The sequence below is a fragment of the Streptomyces sp. NPDC007875 genome (genome assembly GCF_042868035.1).
GTDB lineage: Bacteria > Actinomycetota > Actinomycetes > Streptomycetales > Streptomycetaceae > Streptomyces > Streptomyces antimycoticus.
The window spans coordinates 213,547-238,456 of the sequence record NZ_JBIADZ010000002.1; the positions used below are offsets into that span (position 1 = coordinate 213,547).

The 24,910-nt window shown below is 71.0% G+C and carries 18 protein-coding genes, 3 tRNA genes and 1 pseudogene; 9 read left to right on the plus strand and 13 right to left on the minus strand.

Translation table 11 applies throughout. The features are described from left to right. Window positions 1-252 (plus strand): annotated as a pseudogene (locus ACFYOY_RS04710) (hypothetical protein); the annotation flags it as partial. 1,072 nt (window positions 253-1,324) lie between these two features. On the opposite strand, the gene ACFYOY_RS04715 reads toward ACFYOY_RS04710, so the two are convergent. The 3 genes from ACFYOY_RS04715 to ACFYOY_RS04725 all read right to left on the minus strand — a co-directional run bounded on the left by ACFYOY_RS04715 (window position 1,325) and on the right by ACFYOY_RS04725 (window position 2,781). Then, a complete protein-coding gene (locus tag ACFYOY_RS04715; protein WP_351883799.1) occupies window positions 1,325-1,867 on the minus strand; it encodes a hypothetical protein in 543 nt (180 codons plus the stop codon). A 323-nt stretch (window positions 1,868-2,190) separates the two neighbouring features. Next, window positions 2,191-2,263 (minus strand) — tRNA-Arg (locus tag ACFYOY_RS04720). Between the two features lie 427 nt (window positions 2,264-2,690). Further along, window positions 2,691-2,781 (minus strand) — tRNA-Ser (locus ACFYOY_RS04725). A gap of 337 nt (window positions 2,782-3,118) precedes the next feature. On the opposite strand from ACFYOY_RS04725, the gene ACFYOY_RS04730 reads away from it, so the two are divergent. Continuing rightward, window positions 3,119-3,568, plus strand: a complete 450-nt coding sequence (locus ACFYOY_RS04730) for an SSI family serine proteinase inhibitor (RefSeq protein WP_351883790.1) — start codon at window positions 3,119-3,121, stop codon at window positions 3,566-3,568. A 213-nt stretch (window positions 3,569-3,781) separates the two neighbouring features. Beyond that, window positions 3,782-8,254 (plus strand): PAS domain-containing protein, encoded by a 4,473-nt coding sequence (locus ACFYOY_RS04735; protein ID WP_388584794.1) that lies wholly within the window; start codon window positions 3,782-3,784, stop codon window positions 8,252-8,254. Between the two features lie 254 nt (window positions 8,255-8,508). Here the strand turns inward: ACFYOY_RS04735 and ACFYOY_RS04740 are convergent, their stop codons facing one another. From ACFYOY_RS04740 to ACFYOY_RS04765, 6 genes are all read right to left on the minus strand, one after another. After that, window positions 8,509-10,167, minus strand: coding sequence for a long-chain fatty acid--CoA ligase (locus ACFYOY_RS04740; RefSeq protein WP_351883786.1), 1,659 nt, complete (start codon window positions 10,165-10,167; stop codon window positions 8,509-8,511). Between the two features lie 189 nt (window positions 10,168-10,356). Beyond that, window positions 10,357-10,887 carry a SigE family RNA polymerase sigma factor gene (locus ACFYOY_RS04745; RefSeq protein ID WP_351883784.1) on the minus strand — a complete coding sequence of 177 codons (531 nt, stop codon included), beginning with the start codon at window positions 10,885-10,887 and terminating at the stop codon, window positions 10,357-10,359. Window positions 10,888-11,160: 273 nt separating this feature from the next. Continuing rightward, window positions 11,161-12,030 (minus strand): DUF1906 domain-containing protein, encoded by an 870-nt coding sequence (locus tag ACFYOY_RS04750; RefSeq protein WP_351883782.1) that lies wholly within the window; start codon window positions 12,028-12,030, stop codon window positions 11,161-11,163. Window positions 12,031-12,083: 53 nt separating this feature from the next. Further along, window positions 12,084-13,250: a lipid-transfer protein gene (locus ACFYOY_RS04755; RefSeq protein WP_388584799.1), complete on the minus strand. Its 1,167-nt coding sequence runs from the start codon at window positions 13,248-13,250 to the stop codon at window positions 12,084-12,086. Further along, complete coding sequence (locus ACFYOY_RS04760) at window positions 13,247-13,762, minus strand: MaoC family dehydratase (RefSeq protein WP_388584801.1); 516 nt, start codon at window positions 13,760-13,762, stop codon at window positions 13,247-13,249. The genes ACFYOY_RS04755 and ACFYOY_RS04760 overlap by 4 nt, the downstream gene beginning before the upstream one ends. Window positions 13,763-13,863: 101 nt before the next feature. Further along, on the minus strand, window positions 13,864-14,859 hold the full coding sequence (locus tag ACFYOY_RS04765; protein WP_388584803.1) for an OB-fold domain-containing protein: 996 nt from the start codon (window positions 14,857-14,859) through the stop codon (window positions 13,864-13,866). A gap of 688 nt (window positions 14,860-15,547) precedes the next feature. On the opposite strand from ACFYOY_RS04765, the gene ACFYOY_RS04770 reads away from it, so the two are divergent. Beyond that, window positions 15,548-16,561 (plus strand): bifunctional DNA primase/polymerase, encoded by a 1,014-nt coding sequence (locus ACFYOY_RS04770; RefSeq protein WP_351883776.1) that lies wholly within the window; start codon window positions 15,548-15,550, stop codon window positions 16,559-16,561. A 364-nt stretch (window positions 16,562-16,925) separates the two neighbouring features. Continuing rightward, window positions 16,926-17,723, plus strand: a complete 798-nt coding sequence (locus tag ACFYOY_RS04775) for a hypothetical protein (RefSeq protein WP_351883774.1) — start codon at window positions 16,926-16,928, stop codon at window positions 17,721-17,723. A gap of 67 nt (window positions 17,724-17,790) precedes the next feature. Here ACFYOY_RS04775 and ACFYOY_RS04780 read toward each other — a convergent pair whose 3' ends face one another. Continuing rightward, a complete protein-coding gene (locus ACFYOY_RS04780; protein ID WP_228053110.1) occupies window positions 17,791-18,123 on the minus strand; it encodes a helix-turn-helix domain-containing protein in 333 nt (110 codons plus the stop codon). A 325-nt stretch (window positions 18,124-18,448) separates the two neighbouring features. Between ACFYOY_RS04780 and ACFYOY_RS04785 the strand changes: the two genes are divergently transcribed. Continuing rightward, window positions 18,449-18,883 carry a VOC family protein gene (locus tag ACFYOY_RS04785; RefSeq protein WP_388584807.1) on the plus strand — a complete coding sequence of 145 codons (435 nt, stop codon included), beginning with the start codon at window positions 18,449-18,451 and terminating at the stop codon, window positions 18,881-18,883. Window positions 18,884-19,074: 191 nt separating this feature from the next. Here ACFYOY_RS04785 and ACFYOY_RS04790 read toward each other — a convergent pair. Both ACFYOY_RS04790 and ACFYOY_RS04795 read right to left on the minus strand, forming a co-directional pair. Then, window positions 19,075-19,161: transfer RNA gene (locus tag ACFYOY_RS04790), tRNA-Ser, on the minus strand. A gap of 39 nt (window positions 19,162-19,200) precedes the next feature. Then, window positions 19,201-20,682 carry a trypsin-like peptidase domain-containing protein gene (locus ACFYOY_RS04795; RefSeq protein ID WP_351883770.1) on the minus strand — a complete coding sequence of 494 codons (1,482 nt, stop codon included), beginning with the start codon at window positions 20,680-20,682 and terminating at the stop codon, window positions 19,201-19,203. 217 nt (window positions 20,683-20,899) lie between these two features. Here ACFYOY_RS04795 and ACFYOY_RS04800 point away from each other — a divergent pair, with 217 nt between their 5' ends. From ACFYOY_RS04800 to ACFYOY_RS04810, 3 genes are all read left to right on the plus strand, one after another. Beyond that, a complete protein-coding gene (locus ACFYOY_RS04800) occupies window positions 20,900-21,733 on the plus strand; it encodes a glycerophosphodiester phosphodiesterase (RefSeq protein WP_351883768.1) in 834 nt (277 codons plus the stop codon). A gap of 140 nt (window positions 21,734-21,873) precedes the next feature. Continuing rightward, a complete protein-coding gene (locus ACFYOY_RS04805; protein ID WP_388584811.1) occupies window positions 21,874-22,539 on the plus strand; it encodes an ATP-binding protein in 666 nt (221 codons plus the stop codon). A 157-nt stretch (window positions 22,540-22,696) separates the two neighbouring features. Then, the gene (locus ACFYOY_RS04810) at window positions 22,697-23,665 is read left to right on the plus strand and encodes a DUF5926 family protein (RefSeq protein WP_161560713.1); all 969 of its coding nucleotides are present in this window, start codon (window positions 22,697-22,699) and stop codon (window positions 23,663-23,665) included. A 561-nt stretch (window positions 23,666-24,226) separates the two neighbouring features. On the opposite strand, the gene ACFYOY_RS04815 is transcribed toward ACFYOY_RS04810, so the two are convergent. Beyond that, on the minus strand, window positions 24,227-24,901 hold the full coding sequence (locus tag ACFYOY_RS04815; RefSeq protein ID WP_351883764.1) for a bifunctional DNA primase/polymerase: 675 nt from the start codon (window positions 24,899-24,901) through the stop codon (window positions 24,227-24,229). Between the last annotated feature and the right edge of the window lie 9 nt (window positions 24,902-24,910).

Consider the following 24,910-nt stretch of genomic DNA (forward strand, 5'->3'; position numbering starts at 1 on the left):
CCCGGCATGCGCTGCACCAACCAGATCGACTACGGGGACGACCCCAGGGACAACGCCACGATCAACAGCATCGGCTCGGACACCGGCTACTGCCCGGAGCCGCAAAAGGGCGGCACTCCGTCCGGCACCCCCAGGAAGCCCGGCATGCGCTGCACCAACCAGATCGACTACGGGGACGACCCCAGGGACAACGCCACGATCAACAGCATCGGCTCGGACACCGGCTACTGCCCGCCGGTCCAGCACCAGTGAGTTCTCGCAGTAATTCCCCCCTCCAGGGTCCACGAACAGGCTGCATGGGATCCCCGGATGGCAATCACCACAGTGCACAGGCAGGAGGCGAACATCCAGCCTGATAACACCTCCTCGCCGAACCTTGTCAAGCGCCTGGGTTCCAGCGCGAGGGCTACTCAACAGCCCTCCAGTTCATCAACGGCGAGAGGAGGGACCACGAGCGCTGGGCCATCACTGCCGAGATGGCCCAAGCCGAGGCACCACTGGCCAACTGAAGTGCGCAGTCGCAGCAACCGCGGTCTGGCTCCCACACAAACACCTCTCGATCCGTAGGTCTTCCGAGCAACGTCGCCCAGGTCCGCGCCCCGGCCTCATGAGCGACATCTCTTCACCATGCCCGAAAGAGCGTTCCTCAGCTCTTGAGGGCATTTCTTTTGCTCCGTCATCACCCCCTCTGCATGCCAGGAACTATCCGGCGGGTAAGGCTGGCAATGAATACGCGCCAGACGCCGCTCGCCCCGGCAGAGTTGAAAGGCGCATGGGCAGCACCCACGTGCTGAACTCCGTTTCCTCGCAGCCCTTCCAGGGAATGACCCATACACGCTGTCAGAGGGTTTCAGCGAGGCGGGGGGCCTGCCCATGAGCGGTACGTCACGGTCGCATCAGAACGGCGCGGAGGCAGGGAACACCACCCCTGAGCCACAGCGCCACAAGATCAAGCAGATAGCGCACACCGCCGTCCCCGGGACCGCTGCCTGAGCGCAAGCATTCGGGCGACGAGCGCTCCGACCGCCAACTCGCCTCAATGAAGGCCAAGATCGATGCCGGGGAGAAAATCCCGACTCCTGGAGGCACCGCGGGGAACGAAGACCGCGACATCCATGAGGAGGAGTGGCGCGCACACGATCGCCACGGCCCCTATGGACAACGGCGCCGTCGCAGGAATTAGCCACTGGGTGCCGCAGGAGACGACCGCCGTCACTGGGTAACGCAAGAGGCCCCATCCATTTCTGGAAGGGGCCTCTTAGCTGCGTCGCCACAAATTGCCACACCGGGGCGCGGCAACGGCGTTCATGCCCAAGGCGAGGGCTTACGGGTGGTACTTCTCCTCAACCGTCTCGGCACCACCGGATTTGCGGTCCATGGTGACGCGGACGGTCACGCTGTTGGTCTTCGCAGCCTTCTCCAGCTCGTCCACGGTGCACTTCGCGGTGCCGTAGCCGTCGTCGCCGATGGCCACGCTGCCGTCGGGGGCGGTGCAGATCGCGGCCGCGCCGCGGATATTCGTGGCGTTGGCGACCAAGAACGCCTGGTCCATGCCGCCGTCCTCAGGCTTGACGATCAGCTTGCCGGGCGCGAGGTACTTCATCGTGCCGACGACCGTGAGGCTCCTACCGGCGTTGGCGGCACCGCCCCCGTTCTGCCCCTGCGAGCCAGAGTTGCCCGAGGAGGAGCCGCTCGAGGCTTGCTGCGAGGGGGACGCGGTCGAAGAGGCCGAGGAGCCGCTGGAGTCCGCAGCATCAGAGTCAGGGCCGCAGGCCGTGGCCCCCAGGCCCAGCGCCGCGGCGGCCACGATAGTTGCGGCGATGCGGCGGCCGGCGCGGCCGCGGAAGCGGTTGGTGGTGGTGCTCATCGTGTCTCCCATTGCTGCGTTGTCTTGTCTTGCTCCCGGACGACAATCAGCTTCGAAGATCGCGTTGGCGTTCGACTAACGGACGCCTAATGGAACCCAGCGGCGCATAACAGCACGCTTGCGCCGATCGGCGCCACGCCCGCTGCGCTGGGAAAACATCGGCCTCGGACGGGACCCGGACGCGGACCCGGCCGGTCGCCGAGACCGGCACGACGACCAGGAACAAGCCCTTCGGCGCATGCTCCGGACCCGGTAGCCGCGCAGTGAGGCACGCAGCAACACCAGAGGCCCCCTTCCACAACTGGAAGGGGGCCTCTGAACTGCGCGCTCGGCAGGATTCGAACCTGCAACCTCTTGATCCGTAGTCAAGTGCTCTATCCGTTAAGCTACGAGCGCTTGGCTTCCCGGCGGTTTTTCTTGCCGGTCGGCGTTGCGGGGACAACATTACATGACCTCTGCCGCCAGGCGAAATCCGTTTCCCACACCCCCACTGACCTGCGAAAACTCCGTTTTCAGGGGCTGTCGAAGCGGCCGTCGCGAGACATCGGGGAGCGGGCCTTCGCGTCGCGAGGCGCTTGAGGGGTGACGGCCGACGTCACGGAAGGCTACAGGCTGGTCGCCCTGCGTCGCTTCGGTGAGAGTCCGGGATTTGCGGGCTATCGGACCGCGGTCGTCCGGAGTCGCAGCCACCGTCACCGTCACCGTAGTAAGGGGAGCACGGGCGGGCATCGTCGCGCCGGGTCCGCTTCGGTGATCATTGGCGGCAGTCCGCAAAACGACACAGGGAGCCCGCGCCATAGGCACGGGCTCCCTGATCAGAGAGCGGAGGCTGAGGGATTTGAACCCTCGATGGGCTTTAGGGCCCAAACCGCATTAGCAGTGCGGCGCCATAGACCAGACTAGGCGAAGCCTCCAGCACACCGGTTTCGCTCGCGCGAGCGCGATGTGGTGTGTGCAGATGATGTCACAGCCCAGCGGGATGTCACCAATCGCGGACTACGGTACTCGGCGGGCGGGGCCCATCGCAAAGCCCTAACGCCCGAGCGCAGCCCCAATGCCGGAGCGCAGCCCTTACGGCGGAGCGTACGCGGCGGAGCACAGCCCCCTACGGCGGAGCGCAGCCCTTACCGGCCGAGCACAGCCCTTACCCGGCCGAGCGCAGCCCTTATGGCGGCGCAACGCGCGCGGCGGCGGCGCGTTAGACGGGGCAGGGGCAGCGCGCCCCCGTCTGATCACTTCAGGAGTGCCCCGATGCCCCTGCTGCACCGCCTCGTCGTCACCGCCGCTCTGACGACCGCCGCCACGGCGGGCGCGCTGGCCCCCGCCGGGGCCACGCCGCTCCCGCTGCCCTTGCCGTTCGACGGGGAGAGCTCCGACCGGCTCGTGATCACCGTCAGCCAGAACGGTGAGCCCGACGACGCCTCGACCTTTGTGCTGGCGTGCCACCCGACCGGGGGTACGCACCCCCGGGCCCGGGCCGCGTGTGCGCAGCTGGACTCGCAGACCGTGTGGGGCCGGGATCCGTTCGCGCCGGTGTCGCCCGATGCGATGTGCACCGGGCAGTACGGCGGGCCGGCCACGGCTCGGGTGACGGGTCACTGGGCGGGGCGTCCCGTCAACGCCTGGTTCAACCGCACCAACGGGTGTGAAATCGCCCGGTGGAATCGGTTCTCCGTCGTTTTGCGCACCCCTGTGAGCTGACCTGCGGATTGGGGCGGGAGTGAGAAGAGGAGAGCACGGAGAAGTTTGTCCGGGCGTGCGTCGAGACGCGTACGTCGTGCTGCGACCTCCCTCTCATCCGCCGTCACGTCCGGCTTCGGTGGCCGTAGACTCCCCTAGAGACACTCCGCAGACGGGACGGCAAAATGACCGCGAGTGTCAGCAAGATGCAGTAGTCAGGGAGGAAGCGTCGTCGTGAGCAGCAGGCCATCCCGAGGCGCTGCTCGCCTCGCAGCGATACTCGACGCCCTCCCGGACGCGCTGTTGCTCGTCAACTGCAACGGCACGATCGTCAACGCCAACCACATCGCGCTGGAGTCCTTCGAGGCTCCGGGCACCGCCCTGGTCGGCCGTGGTCTGCTCGATCTGCTCCCCTCCTTCGATCCCAATCGCATTCCCGGGTCGATGCGGCGCCCCGAGTCGGCACAGCGGGAGGGCATCAAGCCGACCCGGATGATGGCCCGGCGCACCGACGGGGCGCAGATTCCCGTCGAGGTGACCAGCGCGAATCTGGAGGACGGGCGGACTCCTTACGCCGATCAGTACAGCTACACCGGCGATGAGCTGCTGATGCTCATCGTTCGCGACCTGACCGGGACACTCGACACCGAGGCCGAACTCGCCCGTCAGCAGCGCCAGACCGAGATGATCCTGCGCGCGGCGGTAGAGGGCGTGGTCGGCGTGGACACCGAGGGCAAGGTGGTCCTCGTCAACCCGTCCGCCGCGCAGATCCTCGGCTACCGGGCCAGCGACATGGGCGGTCAGGAGCTTCACTCTCTTGTACACCACTCGCGCCCGGACGGTTCCCCGTTCCCGTACGAGGAATCACCCCTCGCCGACTCCCTGCGTTCCGGCCGCAAGCACCGGGTGCGCGGCCAGGTGCTGTGGGCGAAGGACGGAAGCGAGGTCCCGGTCGATCTGACCACCGCGCCCGTCCGCGACGGCGAGCAACTCGTGGGCGCGGTGATGACCTTCACCGACCGGCGTGCCGAGAAGGCCATGGCGGCCAAGCACGCCGAGGAGGTCGAGAGCCTCACCACCCGGCACACGGAGAAGGTGGAGAGCCTCACCACCCAGCACGCCGAGGAGCTGGAGAACCTCACCGCCCAGCACACGAAGACCGTGGAGGAGCTGCGGACGCAGCTCGCCGAGGAGCGCGCGCGGTACACGGCACAGCTGGAGTCCGTCACCGCGCGGAACAGCCAGCTGCTCGCCGTGCTGGACCAGTCGCTGCGCGGACCGCTGCTGCAGCTGCGCGGCGAACTCGGTGTGCTCGCCGACGACCCGGCCGGGCAGCTGTGGCCCGAGGCCAACCAGATCCTGCACCACCTCGCCGCCGGCTACACCCGGATGACCACGCTCGTCGACAACGTCCTGAGTTATCAGCGGCTCGACGCGCACAGCGAGGAACTGGCCCGCCGTACGGTCTCGATGGACGAGGTCGTATCGGCCAGTGTGGAGGGCGCGGTCGAGCTGATCGGCCCGGGTCGCGCGCAGTTCGCCGTGCACGCGCCGCCGATCGACGCCGAGGTGGACCCGGAGCGGCTCGCCCAGGCGCTCGCCCATCTGATCGCGGACGTGGCCGGGGTCGACTCCACCGGCAACACCTCAGCGGGCAGCGCGGCGAGCGACTCGACGATCGTGGTCGCGGCGGCGCAGCGCGGGGATGTCGTACGGATCGAGGTCCGCGGACCGTACGCGGGCGGCGACCCGGTGCACGAGCCGATCGTGCGCGGGATCGTGCGCCGGCACGGGGGCGTGCTCCAGACCCATGAGATGCCGGGCATGGGCGGACACGCCTACGTCCTGGAGGTGCCGATCTCGGCGGCGGCCGCGGCCGAGCAGGAGCACGCGAACGGCGACACCGCCGTGCAGGGCGACGGTACGCAGGGACAGAGCACCTCCGGCGCGGGTACGGGCACCGACGCGGGTACGGGGAAGGGCACCGCGGGCGGCAACGCCACCGGCCAGACCCCGACCGGACGCCGCGCCCGGCACGGCGCGGCCCCCAGCGGCACGCCAGGCGACACCAGCGGCGGCGGTACGCAGGGCAACGGGACACAGGGCGGTACGCCCCCGCCCAACCTCCGTAAGGCCGACCCGCATACGGCCGATCCCCGTACGGCCGGCCCGCGCACCGCCGCTCAGCAGGGTGCCCCGGGCGGGCCCGCCGCACTTCCCGCGGTCGTCGGCGAGGACAGCGCTGCCGAGCCCGCGGACACTCCACGGCCCACCGGGCGGCGCAGGGCGCGCCCCCACCCCGACGAGGCGGCGGCCGTGGCCGCGCACCCCGCCCAGAACGCCGAGGCAGCCTCGACCGGTAGTCATCGCCATGCTCACGGCGGCGCACCGGAAGCGGCCGGTCCGCAGCCGACGGGCGCAGCCGCCATGGGTGTTGTGCCGCCTCAGGGCATTCCGGCCCAGCAGCAGCCCCAGGGCCGCCGCGCCCGGCGCGGCGCCCCGGCGCAGGAGCAGGGCGGCCCTCAAGCTGCCGCTGCCCCCGCCCAGGGCGCGAGCGGCCGAGCCGCCCTCGCCCTCCCCGCGGCCGCCTCCGACACGCCCCAGCGGCCCGCCCAGCCGGTCGCATCGGGCATGCCCGCGCTGCCCGCCGCCCGTACGCCCGAGGAACAGCAGCCCAACTGGGGCCAGGACACCGGCGCAGGCCGGCCGGAGGAAGTCCCGCCCACCGGACGTCGCCGCGCCCGACGCACGCTGGCCGAGGCGCCGGAGGTACCGGCGCCCGACCAGGCGCAGCCCCAGACCCAGGGCCAGGCGCAGCCCCAACCTCAGCCGCAGCAGGCCCAGCCGCAGCCGCAGCCCGCGGGGGAGTCCGGTCTCGTCCGCTCTCCCTTCGCGCTGCCCCCGGCCGCCGCCGACCGGGCGCAGCCCGGCGCGCTGCCGCCGGAGCTCGGCCCGGCCGGGCTCGTCCCCGCGCAGCACGGCGCCCGTGAGGCGCGGGGCGGCGCGCCCCAGCCGCAGCAGGGCGGGGGCCTGGCCGTACGAGGCGAGCCCGTACCCCCCAACGGCGCCGCACGGCCCGGGGGCTGGCCGTCCGACCCCGGTCAGGCACAGGGCCAGGACCCGCGTCGGCCCCAGCCGCAGGCCCAGGGCTCCGGCGCCGCCCAGCCGGTCGCATCGGGCATGCCCGCGCTGCCCGCCGCCCGTACGCCCGAGGAACAGCAGCCCAACTGGGGCCAGGACACCGGCGCAGGCCGGCCGCAGGAGGTCCCGCCCACCGGACGTCGCCGCGCCCGGCGGCCGCTGGCCGAGGAGCAGCCGGAGGCGACCCAGGGTGGCCCGGGTGGTCCGGGTAATCCGGGTGGTCCGCCCCAGGGTGGTCCGAGTGGTCCGCAGCCCGCGGAGGCGAGCGGGCGCCCACCGGCCCAGCAGCCACCGGCCCAGCAGCCGGCGCAGTGGCCGGACGCGCCCACGCAGCCCCGTCCGCAGCCGCTGCCCGCCGAGGCCCCGCCGAACGCCGACGCCGCCCAGGGGCGCGCGATCAGCGTGCGCACCCTGGGCCAGGGGGTGCCGTTCGCCCAGCAGGTGGGCGAGCACCCCCAGGGCCAGGCCGCGCAGGGCCAGCCGCAGGGACGCCCGCCGCAGGGCCAGCCCCAGACGCCCTCCGGAGGCACCAGCTTGGGCTCCGGCAGGCGGCGCAAGCTGGCCGCCCGGCCCGAGATGGCGGACCAGGGCACCTCGGCCGAACTGCAGCCGGCCGGCAGCCGTTCGCAACCGCACCCCGGGGCACAGACCGGCGCGCAGCCCCGCCCCCAGCCCGGGCCGGGGGCGCAGCCGCAGCGTGCGGCGAATGCGTCGCAGAGCTCGGGCCGTGCGTTCGCCATCGGCGCGCCGGACGAGGGCGCCGAGGGGCCGGAGCCGCTGGACGGGCCCAATGGCGCCGTCGAGATCGTCGACGACCGCACCCCGCCGCCCGACGACGAACTGCCGCCGGAGCCGCTGGACAACCCGCGCCGCCTCCTCGTGTGGCCGGCGCCGGACATGTCCACCCAGCAGGCGCTGAGCGACCGCGGCTACCGTCCGGTGATCGTGAACTCCCGTGAGGAGGTCGACGCGCAGATCGCCGCGTACCCGGCGGCGCTGTTCGTCGATCCGCTGACCGGGCCGATCACCCGGACCGCACTGCAATCGCTGCGTACGGCCGCGGTCGCCGCCGAGGTGCCGGTGCTGGTGACCGCGGGGCTCGGCCAGGCGACGCGGGAGGCGGCGTACGGCGCCGACCCGGCCGTCCTGTTCAAGGCGCTCGCCCCGCGCGACAGCGAGCAGCATCCGTCGCGCGTTCTGCTGATCGAGGAGCACGAGCCGATCGCGGCGGCCCTTACGGCGACACTCGAGCGGCGCGGGATGCAGGTCGCCCGCGCGGCGGCGGACGCGGACGCGGTCTCGCTCGCGGGGCAGATGCGGCCGAATCTGGTGGTGATGGACCTGATGCAGGTACGTCGCCGCCGGGCCGGGATCGTCGACTGGCTGCGCGGCAACGGACTGCTCAACCGCACCCCGCTGGTCGTCTACACCTCCGCGGACATCGATCCGGCGCATCTGTCGCGGCTGGCCTCGGGCGAAACGGTGCTGTTCCTCGCGGAGCGCTCGACGAGCGCGGAGGTGCAGTCGCGGATCGTGGACCTGCTGGCGAAGATCGGCACCAACTGACGCGCGCGGTTCTTACGGTGACGCGCGGCCCGTGTACGGCACACCTGCTGTCCTTACGGTGACGCGCGCCCATAAGGGGACCCCCGCCGGTCCATACGGTGGCGTGCCGCCCGTAAGGGGACACTCGCCTCCTTACGGTGACCGCGTGACCGACCGGGGGCGCGCGCCCGCTCGGCCCGCGCCCCCGATCCGGGCGTTCCTCAGCCCAGTCCCAGTGTGGTCACGAGCCCAGCGTCGTCACGAGCCCAGCGTCGTCACGAGCCCAGCGTGGTCACATCCAGCTCCCCGTCCGCGTACTGCTTGCGGATCACCTTCTTGTTGAACTTCCCCACGCTCGTCTTCGGCACCACCGGGATCAGCGCCCAGTGCTCCGGCAACTGCCAGCGCGCGACCCGTTCGGCGAGGAAGGCCCGCAGCCCCTCGTAGTCGACCGTGGCGCCGTCCGTCAGCACCACCGTGGCCAGCGGCCGCTCTCCCCACTTCTCGTCCGGCACCGCCACCACGGCCGCCTCCGCGACCTCCGGATGGCCCATCAACTGGTTCTCCAGCTCGACCGAGGAGATCCACTCGCCGCCCGACTTGATGACGTCCTTGGCCCGGTCGGTCAGCGTCAGATAGCAGTCGGGGCTGATGGTGCCGACGTCGCCGGTCTTCAGCCAGCCGTCCTCGGTGAACTTGTCCTCGGGACGGAACGGCTCACCGTCCGCCCCTCCGTAGTACGCACCCGCGATCCACGGCCCGCGTACCTCCAGCTCACCCGGCGTCTTCCCGTCCCACGGCACGACTTCGCCGTCCGCCGAGATCAACCGGCACTCGACGGACGTCGGGAAGCGGCCCTGCGACAGCCGGTACGGCCAGGCGTCCTCCGCCGAGAGCCCGCCCGGCGGATGGGCCACGGAGCCGAGCGGAGAGGTCTCCGTCATGCCCCATGCATGGACGACGTGGATGCCGTGGCGCTCCTCGTACGCCTTCATCAGGGAAGGCGGGCAGGCCGAGCCGCCGATGAAGACGTCCCGCAGACAGCTCACCTCCCGCGGCCTCGCGTCGAGTTCGGCGAGCAGCCCCTGCCAGACGGTGGGGACGGCGGCCGCGATGGTGGGACGTTCGCGCTCGATCATCTCGGCGAGCGGCTCGGGCTGGAGGAAGCGGTCGGGCATGAGTATCGAGGCGCCCGCCATGAAGGCGGCATGCGCGGTGCCCCATGCGTTGGCGTGGAACATGGGCACCACCGGCAGCAGGGTGTCGGCACCGGACATCCCGAACGACTCGGCGGTGTTGACCTGCATCGAGTGCAGGTAGATGGAGCGGTGGCTGTAGGCCACGCCCTTGGGGTCCCCGGTCGTCCCCGAGGTGTAGCAGAGCGCGGCGGCCTGGCGCTCGTCGATCTCCGGCCAGGCGTAGTGCCGCGGCCGCCCCTCGATCAGCTCCTCGTAGTCATGGACCCGGGCGGCGCAGCCGTCCAGGACGGAACGGTCGCCGGGCCCCGCGACCACGATGTGCTTCACGGTGGTGAGGCCGGGGAGGAGCGGTGCGAGCAGCGGGAGCACCGAGCCGTTGACGATGATCACGCGATCGGCGGCGTGGTTCACGATCCAGCCGAGCTGCTCGGCGGGCAGCCGCAGGTTGAGGGTGTGCAGCACGGCGCCCATGGAGGGGACCGCGAGATACGCCTCCAGATGCTCGCCGTTGTTCCACATCAAGGTGGCCACAGCCTGCCCCGGCTCCACCCCGAGCTCATCGCGCAGCGCGTTCGCCAACTGGATCGACCGCATGCCCACGTCGTGGAAGCTGCGGCGCCGGGGCTCGTCCTCACCGGTCCAGGTGGTCACATGGGCCGTACGGCCATGCACGAATGCCCCGTGCACGAGGATGCGGGTCACGGTCAGCGGTACGTCCTGCATCGTGCTGAGCACCGGGGCCTCCAGGGTTCCGGTTACGCGCGGGCTGAGGTTCCGCCGATTCTGCAGCCGACCGCTCGGTATGTCACTACCCCGGACCCCGTCGGTCGCCCCCCCGATCGCCCCGTCGGTCCCCCTGCCGACCCCCGGGTCCGTGCCCGGGTCCGTCCCCCGGTCAGCCCCAGCCGACCGCCGCGCGGCCGATCACGCCGCGTAGCCGAGTTCCGGGTCCTCTCGGAGCTTGCCGAGGGCGCGCGAGACCGCGCTCTTGACGGTGCCGACGGACACTCCGAGTACCTCCGCCGTCTGCGCCTCGCTCAGGTCCTCGTAGTACCTGAGGACGACCATCGCCCGCTGGCGGTCCGGCAGCCGCAGTACGGCGCGCCAGAGCGCGTCGCGGACAACCTGCCGCTCGGCGGGGTCCGGGGCGGGCACCGTCTCGGGCTCGGGCAGCTCCTCGCAGGCGAATTCGTCGACCTTGCGCTTGCGCCACTGCGAAGTCCGGGTGTTGACCAGGGCACGCCGTACATAGCCGTCCAGCGCGTTGTGGTCCTCGATACGCTCCCACGCCAGGTACGTCTTGGTCAGCGCGGTTTGCAGCAGATCCTCGGCATCGCACACGTTGGAGGTCAGCGAGCGGGCGGTGCGCAACAGCACCGGCCCCCGCGCCCGTACATACGAAGTGAACGACGGGAACGCGGCGGCGGATACGCCTGTGCACACGGTCGTGGTCATGGCTTAACGCTAGGAGCGGGCAGGTCGGAGCGGATCGGCCATAAGTGCCGAAGAGGGATCAGCCTCAGGTTGTACGGGTGGTGCTGGCACGACCTCCTCCGGGGGGAGGGCGCGAGCCGAGGGTCAGGGTTCCTCCCGACGGTTCCCCGAGAGCGTCCCCGAAGGCGCTCCGGGAGAGTTCCCGAGGATTCCCCGACGATGCCTCCGTGGCATGCCTTTGAGGATGCCTTTGAGGACCCAAGGGTGTCCCGGACGGGGGCCGGTGGCGGTGGGTCACTTGATGATCGCGACCGGTGCGTCCACCTTGTTGCGGTCGATGCGCAGCTTCCGGCCGCCGTGCGTCACATCGACGTTGCCCTTGTACTGGTGGATGCGACGGTGCGGATTCCACGCGCTCTTGGCCAGCGTCGGCTCACCGTACAGCGACGGCTTCCCCTTCCAGCGCGCGAACCACATGGCGGAGGGCAGGTCATGGACTCCGGCCCGGCGGGCCTGCTCCAGATGGCGCACCCCGGACTCGGCGCTGCTGTAGAAGCCGGGGAAGAAGCCGCGCGAGCGGACCTCGCGGTTCCAGCCGCGGATGAAGGAGAGCGTCTTGGCGGCACAGCTCGTCTTCGTCAGGTCGTACGCCTCCATGTCGAGGTAGAGGGCGCTGCGCTTCTTCAGGGACAGCGCCTTGGCGCGCGCGACCGCGTCCTTGCCCTCCGCGCGCCCCTGGGAGAAGGGCTTGCTGCCGATCGGCACATGCTTCTTGTTGGCGCTGCGGACGCAGGGGGCCTGGGATCCGACGAAGATGGGCAGCACCCGCCACTTCATGCTCTTGACGCCGCGCATCCAGGAGACGGTGAGGTTGGGCTGGCTCGCACAGGCCCGGCCGCGACCGCCGTAATAGACGCCGACGGCGCGGTAGCGGGAGCTGTTCCACGCACGCAGGGTGGCGAGGGACGGCGCGTGGCAGGTGTCGAAGGCCCAGCCCTGGAAGACCTTGGCGCCCAGGGGGCGAGGGTCGGGCAGGACCTCCGCCGAGGCGGCGGGGGTGGCACCGGCGATCGCGGTGGCCAGCGCCGCGGCCAGACCGGCGGTCCAGCCCGTGACCTGCCATCCGCTCTGTCTGCTCGGCCTGCTCTGCTCTCTTCGGGTCATATGACGAGTGAAGATGGACCGCGGCGGCCCGATACCGCCGACACGCGCGCGGTTCAGCCGTCTGCGCCGAGGAGAAGCCCGGATGTCGGTACCCCGGTGCCCGCGGTGACCAGGGCGCGGGCGGCCCCCGGCACCTGGTTGACGGAGCTGCCGCGGATCTGGCGGACGGCCTCGGCGATCCCATTCATCCCGTGCAGATACGCCTCACCGAGCTGACCGCCGTGGGTATTGAGCGGCAGCGCGTCCTCGGCGACGAATCCGGCCGCCTCACCGCGTCCGCAGAAGCCGAACTCCTCCAGCTGCATCAGTACGAACGGCGTGAAGTGGTCGTAGAGGATGGCCACGTCGATGTCGGCCGGGGTCAGCCCGCTGCCGCGCCACAGCTGCCGGGCGACCACCCCCATCTCGGGAAGGCCCGTCAGGTCGTCGCGGTAGAAGCTCGTCATCTGTTCCTGGCCGCGGCCCGCGCCCTGCGCCGCAGCATTGATCACGGCGGGCGGACGCGGCAGGTCGCGCGCCCGCTCCACGCTGGTGACCACGAGCGCCTGGCCGCCGTCCGTCTCCTGACAGCAGTCGAGCAGCCGCAGCGGCTCGACGATCCAGCGGGAGGCGGCGTGCTCGGCGAGGGTGATCGGCTTGCCGTGGAAATACGCGGCCGGGTTGGTGGCCGCGTGACGGCGGTCGGTGACGGCCACATGGCCGAAAACCTCGGGCGTCAGCCCATAGGCGTACAGATAGCGCTGGGCAGCCATGGCAACCCACGAGGCCGGGGTCAGCAGCCCGAAGGGCAGCGACCAGCCGAGCGCGGCGCCCTCGGCGGACGGCTCGCGGTGCTGTACGCCCGAGCCGAAGCGGCGCCCGGAGCGCTCGTTGAACGCGCGGTAGCAGACGACAACCTCGGCGACGCCGGTCGCGACGGCGAGCACGGCCTGCTGCACGGTGGCGCAGGCCGCGCCCCCGCCGTAGTGGACGCGCGAGAAGAAGGTGAGATCGCCAATGCCGCACGCCTGGGCCACGGTGATCTCGGGGCTGGTGTCCATGGTGAAGGTGACCAGCCCGTCCACATCGGCCGGGGTGAGGCCCGCATCGTCCAGGGCCGCCTGGACGGCCTCGACCGCCAGCTTCAGCTCGCTGCGGCCCGAGTCCTTGGAGAACTCGGTGGCGCCGATACCGACTACGGCGGCCCGGCCGCCCAGGGTGTCCGCCTTACGGGCGCTCATCGGGGGGTGTCCGAGGTGGTGGTGGGGGCGTCGGTGGCCGCTGGGGTGTCGGTGGTCGGTGGACTGTCGGTAGTCGCGGGGCGGTCGGTGGTCCTCTTACGGGCGTCATCGCTTCCCGGGGCGTCGGTGGGGAGCTGCACCGTGACCTTGCCGGTCACATGGTGGCCGATGCCGTTCCTGCCGGTGACGGCGATCTCCGCCGAACCCTCCGCGACCGCGGTGACCTCACCCGTCAACACCATCTCATCGCCAGGGTAGTTGGGCGCCCCGAGCCGGATGGCGACCTTACGGAGGCGGGCCCGCGGCCCGAAGTGATCGGTGATGTACCGGCCGACCAGCCCGTTGGTGGTGAGGATGTTCATGAAGATATCCGGGGAGCCCTTCTCCTTGGCCGCCTCGGCGTCGTGGTGCACATCCTGGTAGTCCCGGGATGCGAGGGCGCCGGCGACGATCAGGGTCCGGGTGATCGGGATACGCAGCGGGGGCAGCTCATCGCCCGTACGCACTGTCATGGGGCCGCCTCCTCGTTCGTACTGTCCGCCAGGTCCGCCAGGTCCGCCGGGTCCACCGGGTCCACCGGGTCCACCGGAGGGCTGTTCGCCTCGTCCGTCCCTCATGGCTCGGCGCCCCGGAACACGGGCAGCTCCAGCTCCTCGTCCACACGCAGGAACTCCAGCTCGACGGGCATGCCGATGCGCACCTTGTCGTACGGCACCCCGGTGATGCCGCTGACCATCCGCACCCCTTCCGCGAGCTCGATCAGGCCGACCGCGTAGGGCGGGTCGAAGGCGGGGAAGGGCGGATGGTGCATGACCACATAGCTGAACACCGTGCCCGAGCCGGACGCCTCGACCGCCTCCCACCGCTGGGAACCGCACGCCCCACACCCCGGCAGCCAGGGAAAGCGCGGGGCGGCGCAGTCCAGGCAGCGCTGGATGAGCAGCTGATGCCGGGCGACGCCCTCCCAGAAGCCCGCGTTGTCGCGGTTGATGACGGGGCGAGGGCGACGCGGGCGGTCGGCCGCCCGCTCCGAGGCCCGTTTCGGCTCCCGTCTCGGCTCCGGCTCCCGCTTCGGCTCCGCCTTCGGCCGCGCGGGTGCGTACTTGAGGATGCGGAAGCGGTGGGTGCCGGCCAGCTCCCCATCCCCCGTACGGACGTTCATCCGGGTGGTGACGAAGTATCCGGCGCCCAGCTTGGTGGTCTTGCGCGGCGACACCGACTCGATGACCGCGTCGAAGGTGATCCGGTCGCCGGGGCGCAGCGGCCGCAGGTACTCCTGCTCGCAGTCGGTGGCGACCACCGAGCTGCAGCCCGCGTCGTCGAGCAACGCCAGCAGCTCGTCGTACGCCTGGGAGCGGGCCGAACCGCCGGGGTGCCCGGCCAGCCCGCCCATCGTCCACGCCTGCAGCATGGTCGGCGGGGCGATACCCGGATAGGCGGGGTTGGCGTCGCCCATCGCCTCGCACCAGTGCCTGATCATGGGCTCGTTGACCGGGTCCCTGCCCGCGCCGCCGCTCGCGGCCGTTCGCCCCTCGTACGCTTTCAGCCGTCCGTACAGCTCATCGAGCTCATTCACTTCATCCAGGTCGTGCAGCTCATCGCGCGTCATCGCTTCCCCTGCCGCATGTCTGCCGTAGAAAGCAAATCTGACTATCTGTCAGGTAAATCGACACTGTCAAGAACACCGAACCAGGCAGCCACACCTCAAGGCCGCCACGCACGATCGCGCGATGGCGTCGATACGCCACCGCGCGACCGCACGACCTCACCCGTCCCGTTCGCTCAATGAATCACCACAGCTCACTCAGATCGATCGGGCATTGCCCCACCCCTGCGTTCCCTTGCGGGCGCCCGCGATGGCGGCGACCTGCCCCCATGCGATCGGGGCAGATCCCAGGAGCCGCGCCCCGCCCTGGACGCGGAGAACGGCAGTGCGGTGAAGGTGCGGCCGGAGCCCGCCCTTGTGTCCGCCATCTCGATTCCTCCGATCCTCCGACGCTCGGGAAGTGCCGCGGAAGCAGAGTTGCCCACCGATTCCCGGACGATGCGCACGGGCCATGGGAATTACCACGCAAGCATGATGAACCTGTTTTAAACGCCCGACGCACCCCCGCTCCCCGCCCCGCGCCGATGCGCCGGGTGCGCCGGGTGCGGCTACGCGCCGGTACAGGGTGCGCCACCCCGCCCCGCCACAGGGTGGGCCTTACGAGGGAACCGGTTCCGCATAGTTTCGGCCATCCTCGGCGACTTGCCGGGTCCCCTTCCCATTACCGAACACTTGTCCGAAAATGGGTCACATGGCGAATCCCGCACTCGCCCATGTTCTTGCCCACGCCCTGACCGCCGCGGCCCACGGCTTCCACGTGATCCCCCTGACCCGCGCGAAGCTGCCCGCCGTGCGCTCCCCTCACCACCACGACCCCGCGCCTCTGCCGTGCCGCGGCGAATGCGGCCGGCTGGGCCACGGAGTCCATGACGCGTCGGCGGACCCGGAGGCGATCCGCGCCCTGTTCGCCGCCGCCCCCTGGGCCACCGGCTACGGCATCGCCTGCGGACGCGCCCCGTACCACCTCATCGGCCTCGACCTCGACCTCAAGGGCGGAAGCCCGGGAAGACCCCGAGGAACCGGGGGAGCGGGCGCCACGGACGGTCGGGGCAGGACGAGGAAGCCCGGTGCAAGCGGTAAGGACGGGACGGACAGTACGGACGGTCTGGCCGCGGACGGTCTGGCCGCCCTCGCCGGGCTGGTCCGCGAGCACGCCTTCGCCATCCCCCCTACGGTCACCGTGCTCACCCCGAGTGGCGGCCGCCATCTCTGGTTGTGCGGCCCGCCCGGCCTCGCCGTCCCCAACTCCGCCGGACGCCTGGCGCCCGGCATCGACATCCGCGGGCTGGGCGGCTACCTGGTCGGCCCCGGCTCATACGGCTCGCACGGCAGCTACCGCCTCGCGCCGGGCTCCCCCGCCTGGGCCCCGGCGCCCGCCCCGTCCGCCCTGCTGCGCCTGCTCACGCCCCCGCACCCGGCCCCACACCGCTCGTACCGCCCCGGCCCGTCATCCCCCGGGCCGCATCCCGCGGCCCTGGAGGGGCTCGTACGGTTCGTCCGCGCCTCGCGGGAGGGCCAGCGCAACGACCGGCTGTTCTGGGCCGCCTGCCGTGCCTACGAGACGGGCGCCGGGCCGGAGTTGGCCCCCGCCCTGATCGAGGCCGCACTCGACACCGGGCTGGCCCCGCGCGAGGCCCGCGCCACCGTCGCCTCCGCGGCCCGCAGCGCCGCCCGCCACCTCCAGCCCCCGGACGCGTGGGGCTGACGCATACGCCTGGGCCGGATGAACGGAGCAGTGGCTGCAGCCGTACGGCAGGACGCCAGAGGCGGCGCGATCCAGCGGTATACGGACGGTGAGCCGTGCGTTACGTGAACGAGGAGCACTATCGTGACCACGCGACGAGGCGCTCCGTACAGGAACCGAAGGGCGCAGGGACCGCACGGCGCGGTGACCAGGCGGCGCAGGAACCACGCCCGTTCGCCGGTGCTTCCGCCCCCGAGGCGGACCGTGCAGGGATTCCCGCTCTCCCCGTGACCGGTGATCGTTGATCGGTGACTGGTGGCCGACCGACCGGTGACCGTCCGACCGCCTCCGGCGCACCGGTACCAAGGCGCGAGCAGGGGGAGCATTGCACGAGCTCTACGCACAGGGGTGGTTCGCGGACATCGCGTTACCCATTGGCGTCTGCGCACTGGTCACCTGGATCTCGCTGGTCCACCGCTTCTCCGACAAGGGCCGCCTGCTGGGAACCGTAAGGTCCGCGGCGCTGTGCTGCGGCATCATCGCCTGCAGCTGCGCGGCGGCGCTGCTCACCATCGTCCTGCTGCTGCCGCACGCCGCCGATGTGCCCCCCGCCGTGGCCGCTGCCGCCGCCGGCGGGGCCCTGGCACCTCGCGTCCGTCAGCAGCAGAACCAGCAGTCCACGCCGCCCTTCGTCGCCGTGATCACGCTGGGCATCGCGGTGCTGCTGAGCGAGCTGGAACGACGGCTGGTCCACGACATGTACATCCACTGCCACCGGCTGGTCCGCGACTTCGAGAACGTGGCCCAGCTGCGCATGTTCGCCTTCGAGGCCCGCCGCCACCTGCGCGGCTGCGCCGCCGCGACCAAGGACAGGACGACGATCAACACCTTGTACGAGGAGGTGGACCAACTCCTGGACGATGCGACCAAGGTCGAGGCCGATATCGAGGCGAGGTGCCGGCAGCGGGAGGTCCAGGAATTCCCGCCGGAGCTGCACACCCCGACCCGGGAGGAGGCGGAGGACCGCCGTCAGGCCCTGGCGATGGCCATGGACGCCTGCGCGCGCATGCTGGAGTTCGGCTACCGCACCGGCAAGCGGAGCGGCGACCGCGAGCTCACGCGGCTCCGGGACGAGGCCCTGGCGGCGCGCCCCCTAGCCACGACAGGCACCCCGCACCCCTGAGCGACGCGCCCCTGACGCGGCGCCGCACACCACAACACCCATCAGGGACACACCCCGGCACGCACGCTCAGGGAGCGTAGACAAAGGCATCGGACCCATCACCCAGCCCACGCGTCCGACGAGCCCCGTCCTCCTTGGGCTCCACAAAACTGATCTTGATGTCCAGATCCAGGGCCTCGGCCACGGCAGCGAGACTCCGCAGCGTCAGATTCTCGTCCCCGGAAAGTATTTGGCTCACCCGTCCCGGGCTGACATCCATGAGCCGGGCGAGGTCAGCACGGCTCATGTCGCGCTTCCCCAGCAACCCCGCGACCTCCACGGTGGCCTGACGCGCCAGCCGGGCCCCCGCACAGTCCGCGGCCTCCCCCTTCGAACCCTTGCCTTTCCACGGCACACTCATCACTCTCCCAGCGCATGGTGCCGACCGTTGGGCTTCACACCCCTCAGCGACAGGATTCCACCTTTAGCTACAACTAAAAGCCCACATCCCCCACCCCCGCCACCCAGCCCACCCCCACTCGCCCATTCCCCCCGCCCTGACCTGCACCAACGCCCCACCCATAGCTTTTCGGCCAGATCCAACGCCGCCCACCCCGGCCAGGCCGCCGGCGTCCTCCTCTGTCTCGAACGGCCAATGCCAGGAGCCCGGGCCCGCCAATGGTCCACACAGCAGGCGCTCCCTCGGCTCGGCCACGACTGTCAGCGGCGCGCAGTACGGTCCTGACATGGCAGCCAGAATCGATCTGACCCTTGATTGCGCGGACGCGAAGCTCCTCGCCGAGTTCTGGAAGGCGGCCCTGGGGTATGTCGACGAGCCGCCGCCCGCTCCCTTCAGAACCCGCGAGGAGTGGCTCGCACAGTTCGATCTCCCAGAAGACGATTCCGCGGACGACGGCGCATGGCTCTGCGATCCCGACGGCATCGGCCCCAGGCTCTCCATCCTCAAGGTGCCCGAGCGGAAGACAGCGAAGAACCGGCTTCATCTCGACATCCGGGTGCCAGGGCACGGCAGCCCTGGGGAGCGGTGGGCGCGGATAAGGGCAGAGTCCGAGCGGCTCATAGGGGCGGGCGGGAAAGCCCTGGAGGAGTTCGACGGCCACCACATCGTGATGGCTGATCCGGAGGGCAACGAGTTCTGCGTCGGCGCGGCCTCTTCCTAGCCCCGTCGACAACGCCGCCACCCTCACGATCCACGCACAGACACTCCGCGGTGTAACCGAGGTCAATCGATAGTCGGCGTGGGGCCCTCTCAGGCGGTGTCCGACCGTGCCCCATCCGTTGCGGTGCCCGGCGGGTAGCCCGCATGAGGACGGCCCCCGACCGTCTTGCCTGGTCAGGGGCCGTTCACTTGCGGAGGCTGAGGGATTTGAACCCTCGGTGACATCGCTGCCACGACGGTTTTCAAGACCGTTCCCTTAGGCCGCTCGGGCAAGCCTCCCCGCGCCACTCGCGGTGGCGCGGGGATCAGCCTAGCGTGTCAGCTGTCACCCTTGCGCTTCCCCAAGGTGACGTCCGCCTTGGACACCTTGCCCCCGCGCTTGTAGGTGAGAGTGACCTTGTCGCCCGGCTGGTGGGTCCAGATCTCACTGATGAGGGTCGGGCCGCTGTCGATGGCCGTGTCGTCCAGTTTGGTGATCACGTCGCCGGACTTGAGGCCCGCCTTGTCGGCCGGGCCGCCGGGGACGACGGCGGGGCTGCCGCCGGTGCCGTTGGAGGCGATGGTGGCGCCGTTGGCGGAGTCCTTCGTGCTGACCGTGGCCTCGATCACCGGGTAGATGGGCTGGCCCGTCTTGATCAGCTGCTCGGCGACGTTCTTGGCCTGGTTGATCGGGATCGCGAAGCCGAGGCCGATGCTGCCGGACTGCTGGGACTCGCCGAGGCCGCTGCCGTTGCCCGCGGACTGGATGGCGGAGTTGATGCCGATGACGCCGCCGTCCGCGTTGAGCAGCGGGCCGCCGGAGTTGCCCGGGTTGATGGAGGCGTCGGTCTGCAGAGCGCTCATGTACGAGGCGTTGCCGCCGCCTCCGTCGCTGGAGGCGACCGGGCGCTTCTTGGCGCTCACGATGCCGGTGGTGACCGTGCCGGAGAGGCCGAAGGGGGCGCCGATGGCGACGGTGGCGTCGCCCACGGCGACCCGGTCGGAGTTGCCGAGCGGCAGCGGGTTGAGCTTGGCGCCCGCGGCGTTCTTGAGCTTGACCACGGCGACGTCGTAGCCCTGGGCGCGGCCGACGACCTCGGCGGTGTACCGCTTGCCGTTGGAGAAGGTGGCGGTCAGCTTGCCGTTGTCGGCGGCCGAGGCGACGACGTGGTTGTTGGTGAGGATGTGGCCCTGCTTGTCGTAGACGAAGCCGGTGCCGGTGCCGCTCTCACCGTTGTTGCCCTGGGCCTCGATGGTGACGACGCTGGGCAGGGTCTTGTTGGCGATGCTCGACACCGAGCCGGGCGCGCGGCTCTCCGTCTTGGGGTTGCCGTAGGCGGAGACGGTGGTGGTGTCGCTGCCGTCGCCCTCCCGGTCGGCGGCCCAGAAGCCGATGCCGCCGCCGATGGCGCCCGCGACCAGCACGGCGGCCAGCAGGGCGGCGACCAGCCCGCGGGGCTTGCGCTCGGACGGGCCGGAGGGCGGCACGGGAGCGGTCCCCCACGGTCCGCCCGGGCCGCCCTGCCCGCCTTGTCCTTCGCCGGGGCCGCCGGGCTGCTGTCCACCGTCGGCCGACCACCACGTGCTGGACTGGCCGGCGTCCGCGCCGGGGCCCGAGGCACCGGGGGCGGGGCCGGGGGCTCCCGACGGCGCTGCCGCGTCGGGCGGGCCTATGGGCGCGTCGGGTGCGGTCGGCTGCCTGCCCGCGGTGGGCTCATAGGTCGGCGCGGGTGGCACGGCCGGGTTCGGGTGCGGCGCCGGAGGGGCCGGATGCGACCCGGGCGCGGGCGGAACGGCAGAGCCCTCGTTCTCGGTGCTCACAGCAATCTCCTCAGGTGCACGACAGATTTCCTCGACGGCCCACGTGTACGTCTTACCGTCGTCAGCTTTTCCCACAGCGCGTCAGACGGCCGTAAGGAGCGGCGGTCCTGCGGACTACCACCCTTTATCCCGGACAATTCGACCCACCGCCATTCCGTGCGAACGTACGGAGGGGCCGAATCCACCGGCCATCACCGGGCGGTGGCACCATAACGCGGTGACCTATGCGCGCCCTGCCCGGGACAGCCGCCCCGGGCCGCCCACCGTCTCCGTCGTCGCCCATCGCGGGGCCTCCGAGGATGCCCCGGAGCACACCCTGGCCGCCTACCGTAAGGCAATCGAGGAGGGCGCCGACGCCCTGGAATGCGATGTCCGGCTGACCGCCGACGGCCATCTCGTCTGTGTCCACGACCGCCGCGTCGACCGCACCTCCAACGGCCGGGGCGCGGTCTCGGCACTGGAGCTGTCCGATCTGGCGGCCCTGGACTTCGGCTCCTGGAAGGGCCGGGCCACCGACAAGGAGGAGCCGGACCGCGACAGCCGGGACAGCACCTCTGTCCTCACCCTGGAGCGGCTTCTGGCGCTCATCGCCGACGCGGGACGCCACATCGAACTGGCGATCGAAACCAAGCACCCCACCCGCTGGGCGGGCCAGGTGGAGGAGCGGCTGCTCGCGCTGCTGCGCCGCTACGGCCTGGACGCGCCGCCGCCCGGCGAACGTTCACCCGTCCGCGTGATGAGCTTCTCAGCGCGCTCACTGCACCGGATCCGCAGCGGGGCCCCCGCCATCCCGACGGTCTACCTGATGCAGTTCATACTGCCGCGCCACCGGGACGGGCAGCTGCCGGCCGGGGTGCGGATCGCGGGGCCGAGCATCCGGATCGTGCGGAACCATCCCGGCTATGTGGCGCGACTGCAGCGTGAGGGGCACCGAGTGCACGTGTGGACCGTCGACGAACCGGAGGACGTCGACCTGTGCGTCCGCCTCGGGGTCGACGCACTGATCACCAATCGCCCCAAACAGGTACTGTCCCAACTCGGACGCTCATAATGGGCATTACAAGGTGTGCACCGGCGCGTTCGGTACGTATTCGATCGTGACGAGTGCGTCACACGATGCCACTTGGCCGGTTTCCGCTCCAGCACCGCGGGGCATTCATCCCGTGGCGTGGGGCGAAGGAGGTCTCGGGGGTGGCGTTGGTGGTGGCACGGCAGGTGCCGACGTCGTCGACCATGGCCGTACCCCATGGTCCTGCGGGTGTCCGCGCGGCAAGACAGCGGATGCGTGTCGATTTGGGCAGGACTGGGGTATCGGATTCGGTCATAGACGACGCTGTATTGATCCTTTCAGAGCTGCTCAGTAATGCATGGCGGCATGGTCGCCCTTGGCGTTCCGGCCATGGTGGCGGCACGGTCCGGGCTGCATGGAGCGTCGACGAGGACGACCGGCTGACGGTCGAGGTGACGGATGGCGGAGGCCCCACAAGGCCACTTCCGGCCAATCCCTCGGTCACCGCACGCGGCGGTCGCGGGCTGAACATCATCATGTCGCTGGCCGAGGAATGGGGCGTGCGGGACGGAGTCGGCGAGGTCACCGTATGGGCCCTTCTTCCACCTGACGACGATTTCGCCCGTCGCGTCGTGCTTCCCTCGGCTCTCTCCCCCGACCTGGGTACCGAGCTGGCCTCCGGGCTGCGTCCGAGCCTCGACACGGATCTCGGCACGAACCTGGTGCCGAAGCTCGGGACGAACCTCGATGCCGATCTCGACGCGAACCTGGGCTCGAACGTCGAGGCGAACATCGACCCCGATTTCGACCGCGAGCTGGACTTCGCCGATCTGGACGAGCTCGCCTAGCCGACGCGGCGCATGGAGCCGACGCGCTTCGGCCAAAGGGCTAGGCTCGCGGCCGTACCAGTCGTACGCGCCGTAGGAGAGCACTGCCACGGCCGTACGCAGACCGTCACGGGCGTACGAGCAAGCCCTGAGCCGCAGATCGGGAGACAGCCTCACCATGGCCAAGAAGCGCCGCCCCCAGACGAAGGCCGCAGGCCCACAGGTCGCCAACGGCGAGATCCCTGTGGTGGGCGCGCGGGAGCCTTGCCCGTGCGGTTCGGGCCGTCGCTACAAAGCCTGTCACGGCAGGGAAGCCGCACACGCCGCCACCGAACTGGTGCAGCGCCCCTTCGAGGGGCTCCCCAACGAATGCGACTGGGTGGCTCTGCGCGAGCTGGTGCCCGCCGCGACCGTCGAACTGTCCCTCGCCGAGGGGCTGCCCGAGGGGGTTCCGTCGGTCACCCTGGCGACCGTGCTGCCCATGGCGTGGCCCGCGCTGCGCCGCGACAGCGGGGCGGTGCTGCTCGGTCTGCAGAACGACACGCCCTCCGGTGACATCAGCCGCGACCTGGCCGACACCCTGCGCCGGGCGCTGACCGCCGATCCGGGCACTCCGGTGGCCGCCGAGCGGGCTCCGGGCGACGGTCCGCGGCTGCAGGATCTGCTCGACCCGAAGGGCACTTTCTCGCCGACCCTGCACGAGGGGTTCGAGTTCTGGCTCGACGACGCCGCGAACGCGACCGGAGAGGTCGCCGCGTCCCTGGAACGGGCCAACGCGGCCGCGATCCCCACCGCCCGGCTCACCGGCGTGGAGGCGGCCTACTGGTGCGAGACGCCGGAGAAGAACCACCTGCGCTGGGTGATGTCGCACCCCGAGGAGAAGCTGCTCGACGCACTCGCCCGGCTGCACGCCGCGGGTGCCTCCTCGCTCGGCGAGAACACCCGGCTGGTGGGCTCCTTCCGGGCCCATGGGCTCACGGTGCCGGTGTGGGATCTGCCACGCGGGATGAGCGCCGAGGACACCGAGAAGCCGGCCGTGGACCTCGCTGAGCGGCTCGCGGAGGCGCTCGCATCCGACGCCCCGCTGACGCCCGAGCAGCGGCGCGCCCGGGGCGGTCTCACCAACCGTCAGGTGACGCTGAGCTGACGGTCGCGGGACGGCCGGAGGGCGCCACCGGGTGACGTGACACTGCTCACAACTCACCGTTACGCCCTGCAAATAGGCGTCCGGAAATCCGCGATCGAATTTGCTATCGGCCGATCTCTTGTTACGGTTCTAAAAGCCCGGTCGCTGGTGCATCCCCCGTCGCCAGCGACCGGGCGCTTCCATGTCCGCGTCCGGACGTCGACGCGAGAGACGGGCGGGGCGGCACGAGGCGGCCGGGAGAAGGTACGGACCAATTGCCTTCGGCGCCACGGGAGTTGCCCCCGGAGCCCGGAACATGATCCGGAACGTGAGTTCGGAAACCGAGCCCGGAGCCCGAGCCCGAAATCCTCAGCGCAAAGCCCTGACCCCGGATCCCGGAACCGCTGACCCCGGAGCCCGGAACCCCAGCGCCCTGAATTTCGGCATCCCACCCTGAGAGCGCCGTACCGCCGGAAAAGAGCGGGCTCGGAGCCCAGGCAAACACCTCCCGGCCTCCGAGCCCCACACACCCCTGAGCCTCGCGCTCAGCGGCCCCCGAACCCCCGCACCCGGGGCCCGCCCTCAATAGGCGAGCCGGCTGCCCCCGTCGGGCGCACTGGTGCTCGCCTCGACCAAGGCGTTCACCACGGTGGCCACCTGAGGCAGCCAGGGCCGCCCGGAGCGGCGCAGCGGCGGCCGCTCCCAGCGCACCCGCCCGAGGCCCGTCTGCGACGGCGGCAGCACCACATAGCCGCCCTCGCCGTGGAACCGCAGCGAGCTGGGCACCCAGTCCTGCTGGTTCAGCAGCTCGCCGAGGTCTTCGAGGGAGTACGGCTCCACCAGCAGCGACCAGCGGGTGGGCGTGGCGACCACCGGGCCGAGCCGCACCCCCGCCCGGTCGAAGACCGCCAGCGCCCGCGCTCCGGCGACCGCGGGCAGGCTCACCGCGCAGGGCGCGAGGCCGCCGGTGGCCAGCAGCAGGGGCGCCGTGGGCCGGTTGGCCCACCACCAGCGCACCATGCGCGGGTCGGTGGTGGCGGCAAGGAGAACAGGGTCGAACGGATGACCACCCGGAACCACACATTCCGGGTCGGGGCAGCCGCATACCCGGGGCCGTCCGCCGCCGGACCGGAGTCCGACGCCCGGGACCACGGGCCACTGCCACTCGGTGGCGCAGGTGAGCGCCGCACGCAGCAGCGGCGATCGCGCGCCGCGCCGCAGCGAGAACTTGCGTCGCCTTCCGAGGATCTCGCGCATGAGCGCTCG

Coding starts and splice junctions, on each gene's coding strand:
- ACFYOY_RS04730 (WP_351883790.1), top strand. CDS start 3,119: ATGCCCCTGCTGCACCGCCTCGTCGTCACCGCCGCTCTGACGACCGCC.
- ACFYOY_RS04750 (WP_351883782.1), bottom strand. CDS start 12,030: ATGACCCGAAGAGAGCAGAGCAGGCCGAGCAGACAGAGCGGATGGCAG.
- ACFYOY_RS04715 (WP_351883799.1), bottom strand. CDS start 1,867: ATGAGCACCACCACCAACCGCTTCCGCGGCCGCGCCGGCCGCCGCATC.
- ACFYOY_RS04755 (WP_388584799.1), bottom strand. CDS start 13,250: ATGAGCGCCCGTAAGGCGGACACCCTGGGCGGCCGGGCCGCCGTAGTC.
- ACFYOY_RS04745 (WP_351883784.1), bottom strand. CDS start 10,887: ATGACCACGACCGTGTGCACAGGCGTATCCGCCGCCGCGTTCCCGTCG.
- ACFYOY_RS04815 (WP_351883764.1), bottom strand. CDS start 24,901: ATGCGCGAGATCCTCGGAAGGCGACGCAAGTTCTCGCTGCGGCGCGGC.
- ACFYOY_RS04770 (WP_351883776.1), top strand. CDS start 15,548: ATGGCGAATCCCGCACTCGCCCATGTTCTTGCCCACGCCCTGACCGCC.
- ACFYOY_RS04785 (WP_388584807.1), top strand. CDS start 18,449: ATGGCAGCCAGAATCGATCTGACCCTTGATTGCGCGGACGCGAAGCTC.
- ACFYOY_RS04765 (WP_388584803.1), bottom strand. CDS start 14,859: ATGACGCGCGATGAGCTGCACGACCTGGATGAAGTGAATGAGCTCGAT.
- ACFYOY_RS04780 (WP_228053110.1), bottom strand. CDS start 18,123: ATGAGTGTGCCGTGGAAAGGCAAGGGTTCGAAGGGGGAGGCCGCGGAC.
- ACFYOY_RS04810 (WP_161560713.1), top strand. CDS start 22,697: ATGGCCAAGAAGCGCCGCCCCCAGACGAAGGCCGCAGGCCCACAGGTC.
- ACFYOY_RS04760 (WP_388584801.1), bottom strand. CDS start 13,762: ATGACAGTGCGTACGGGCGATGAGCTGCCCCCGCTGCGTATCCCGATC.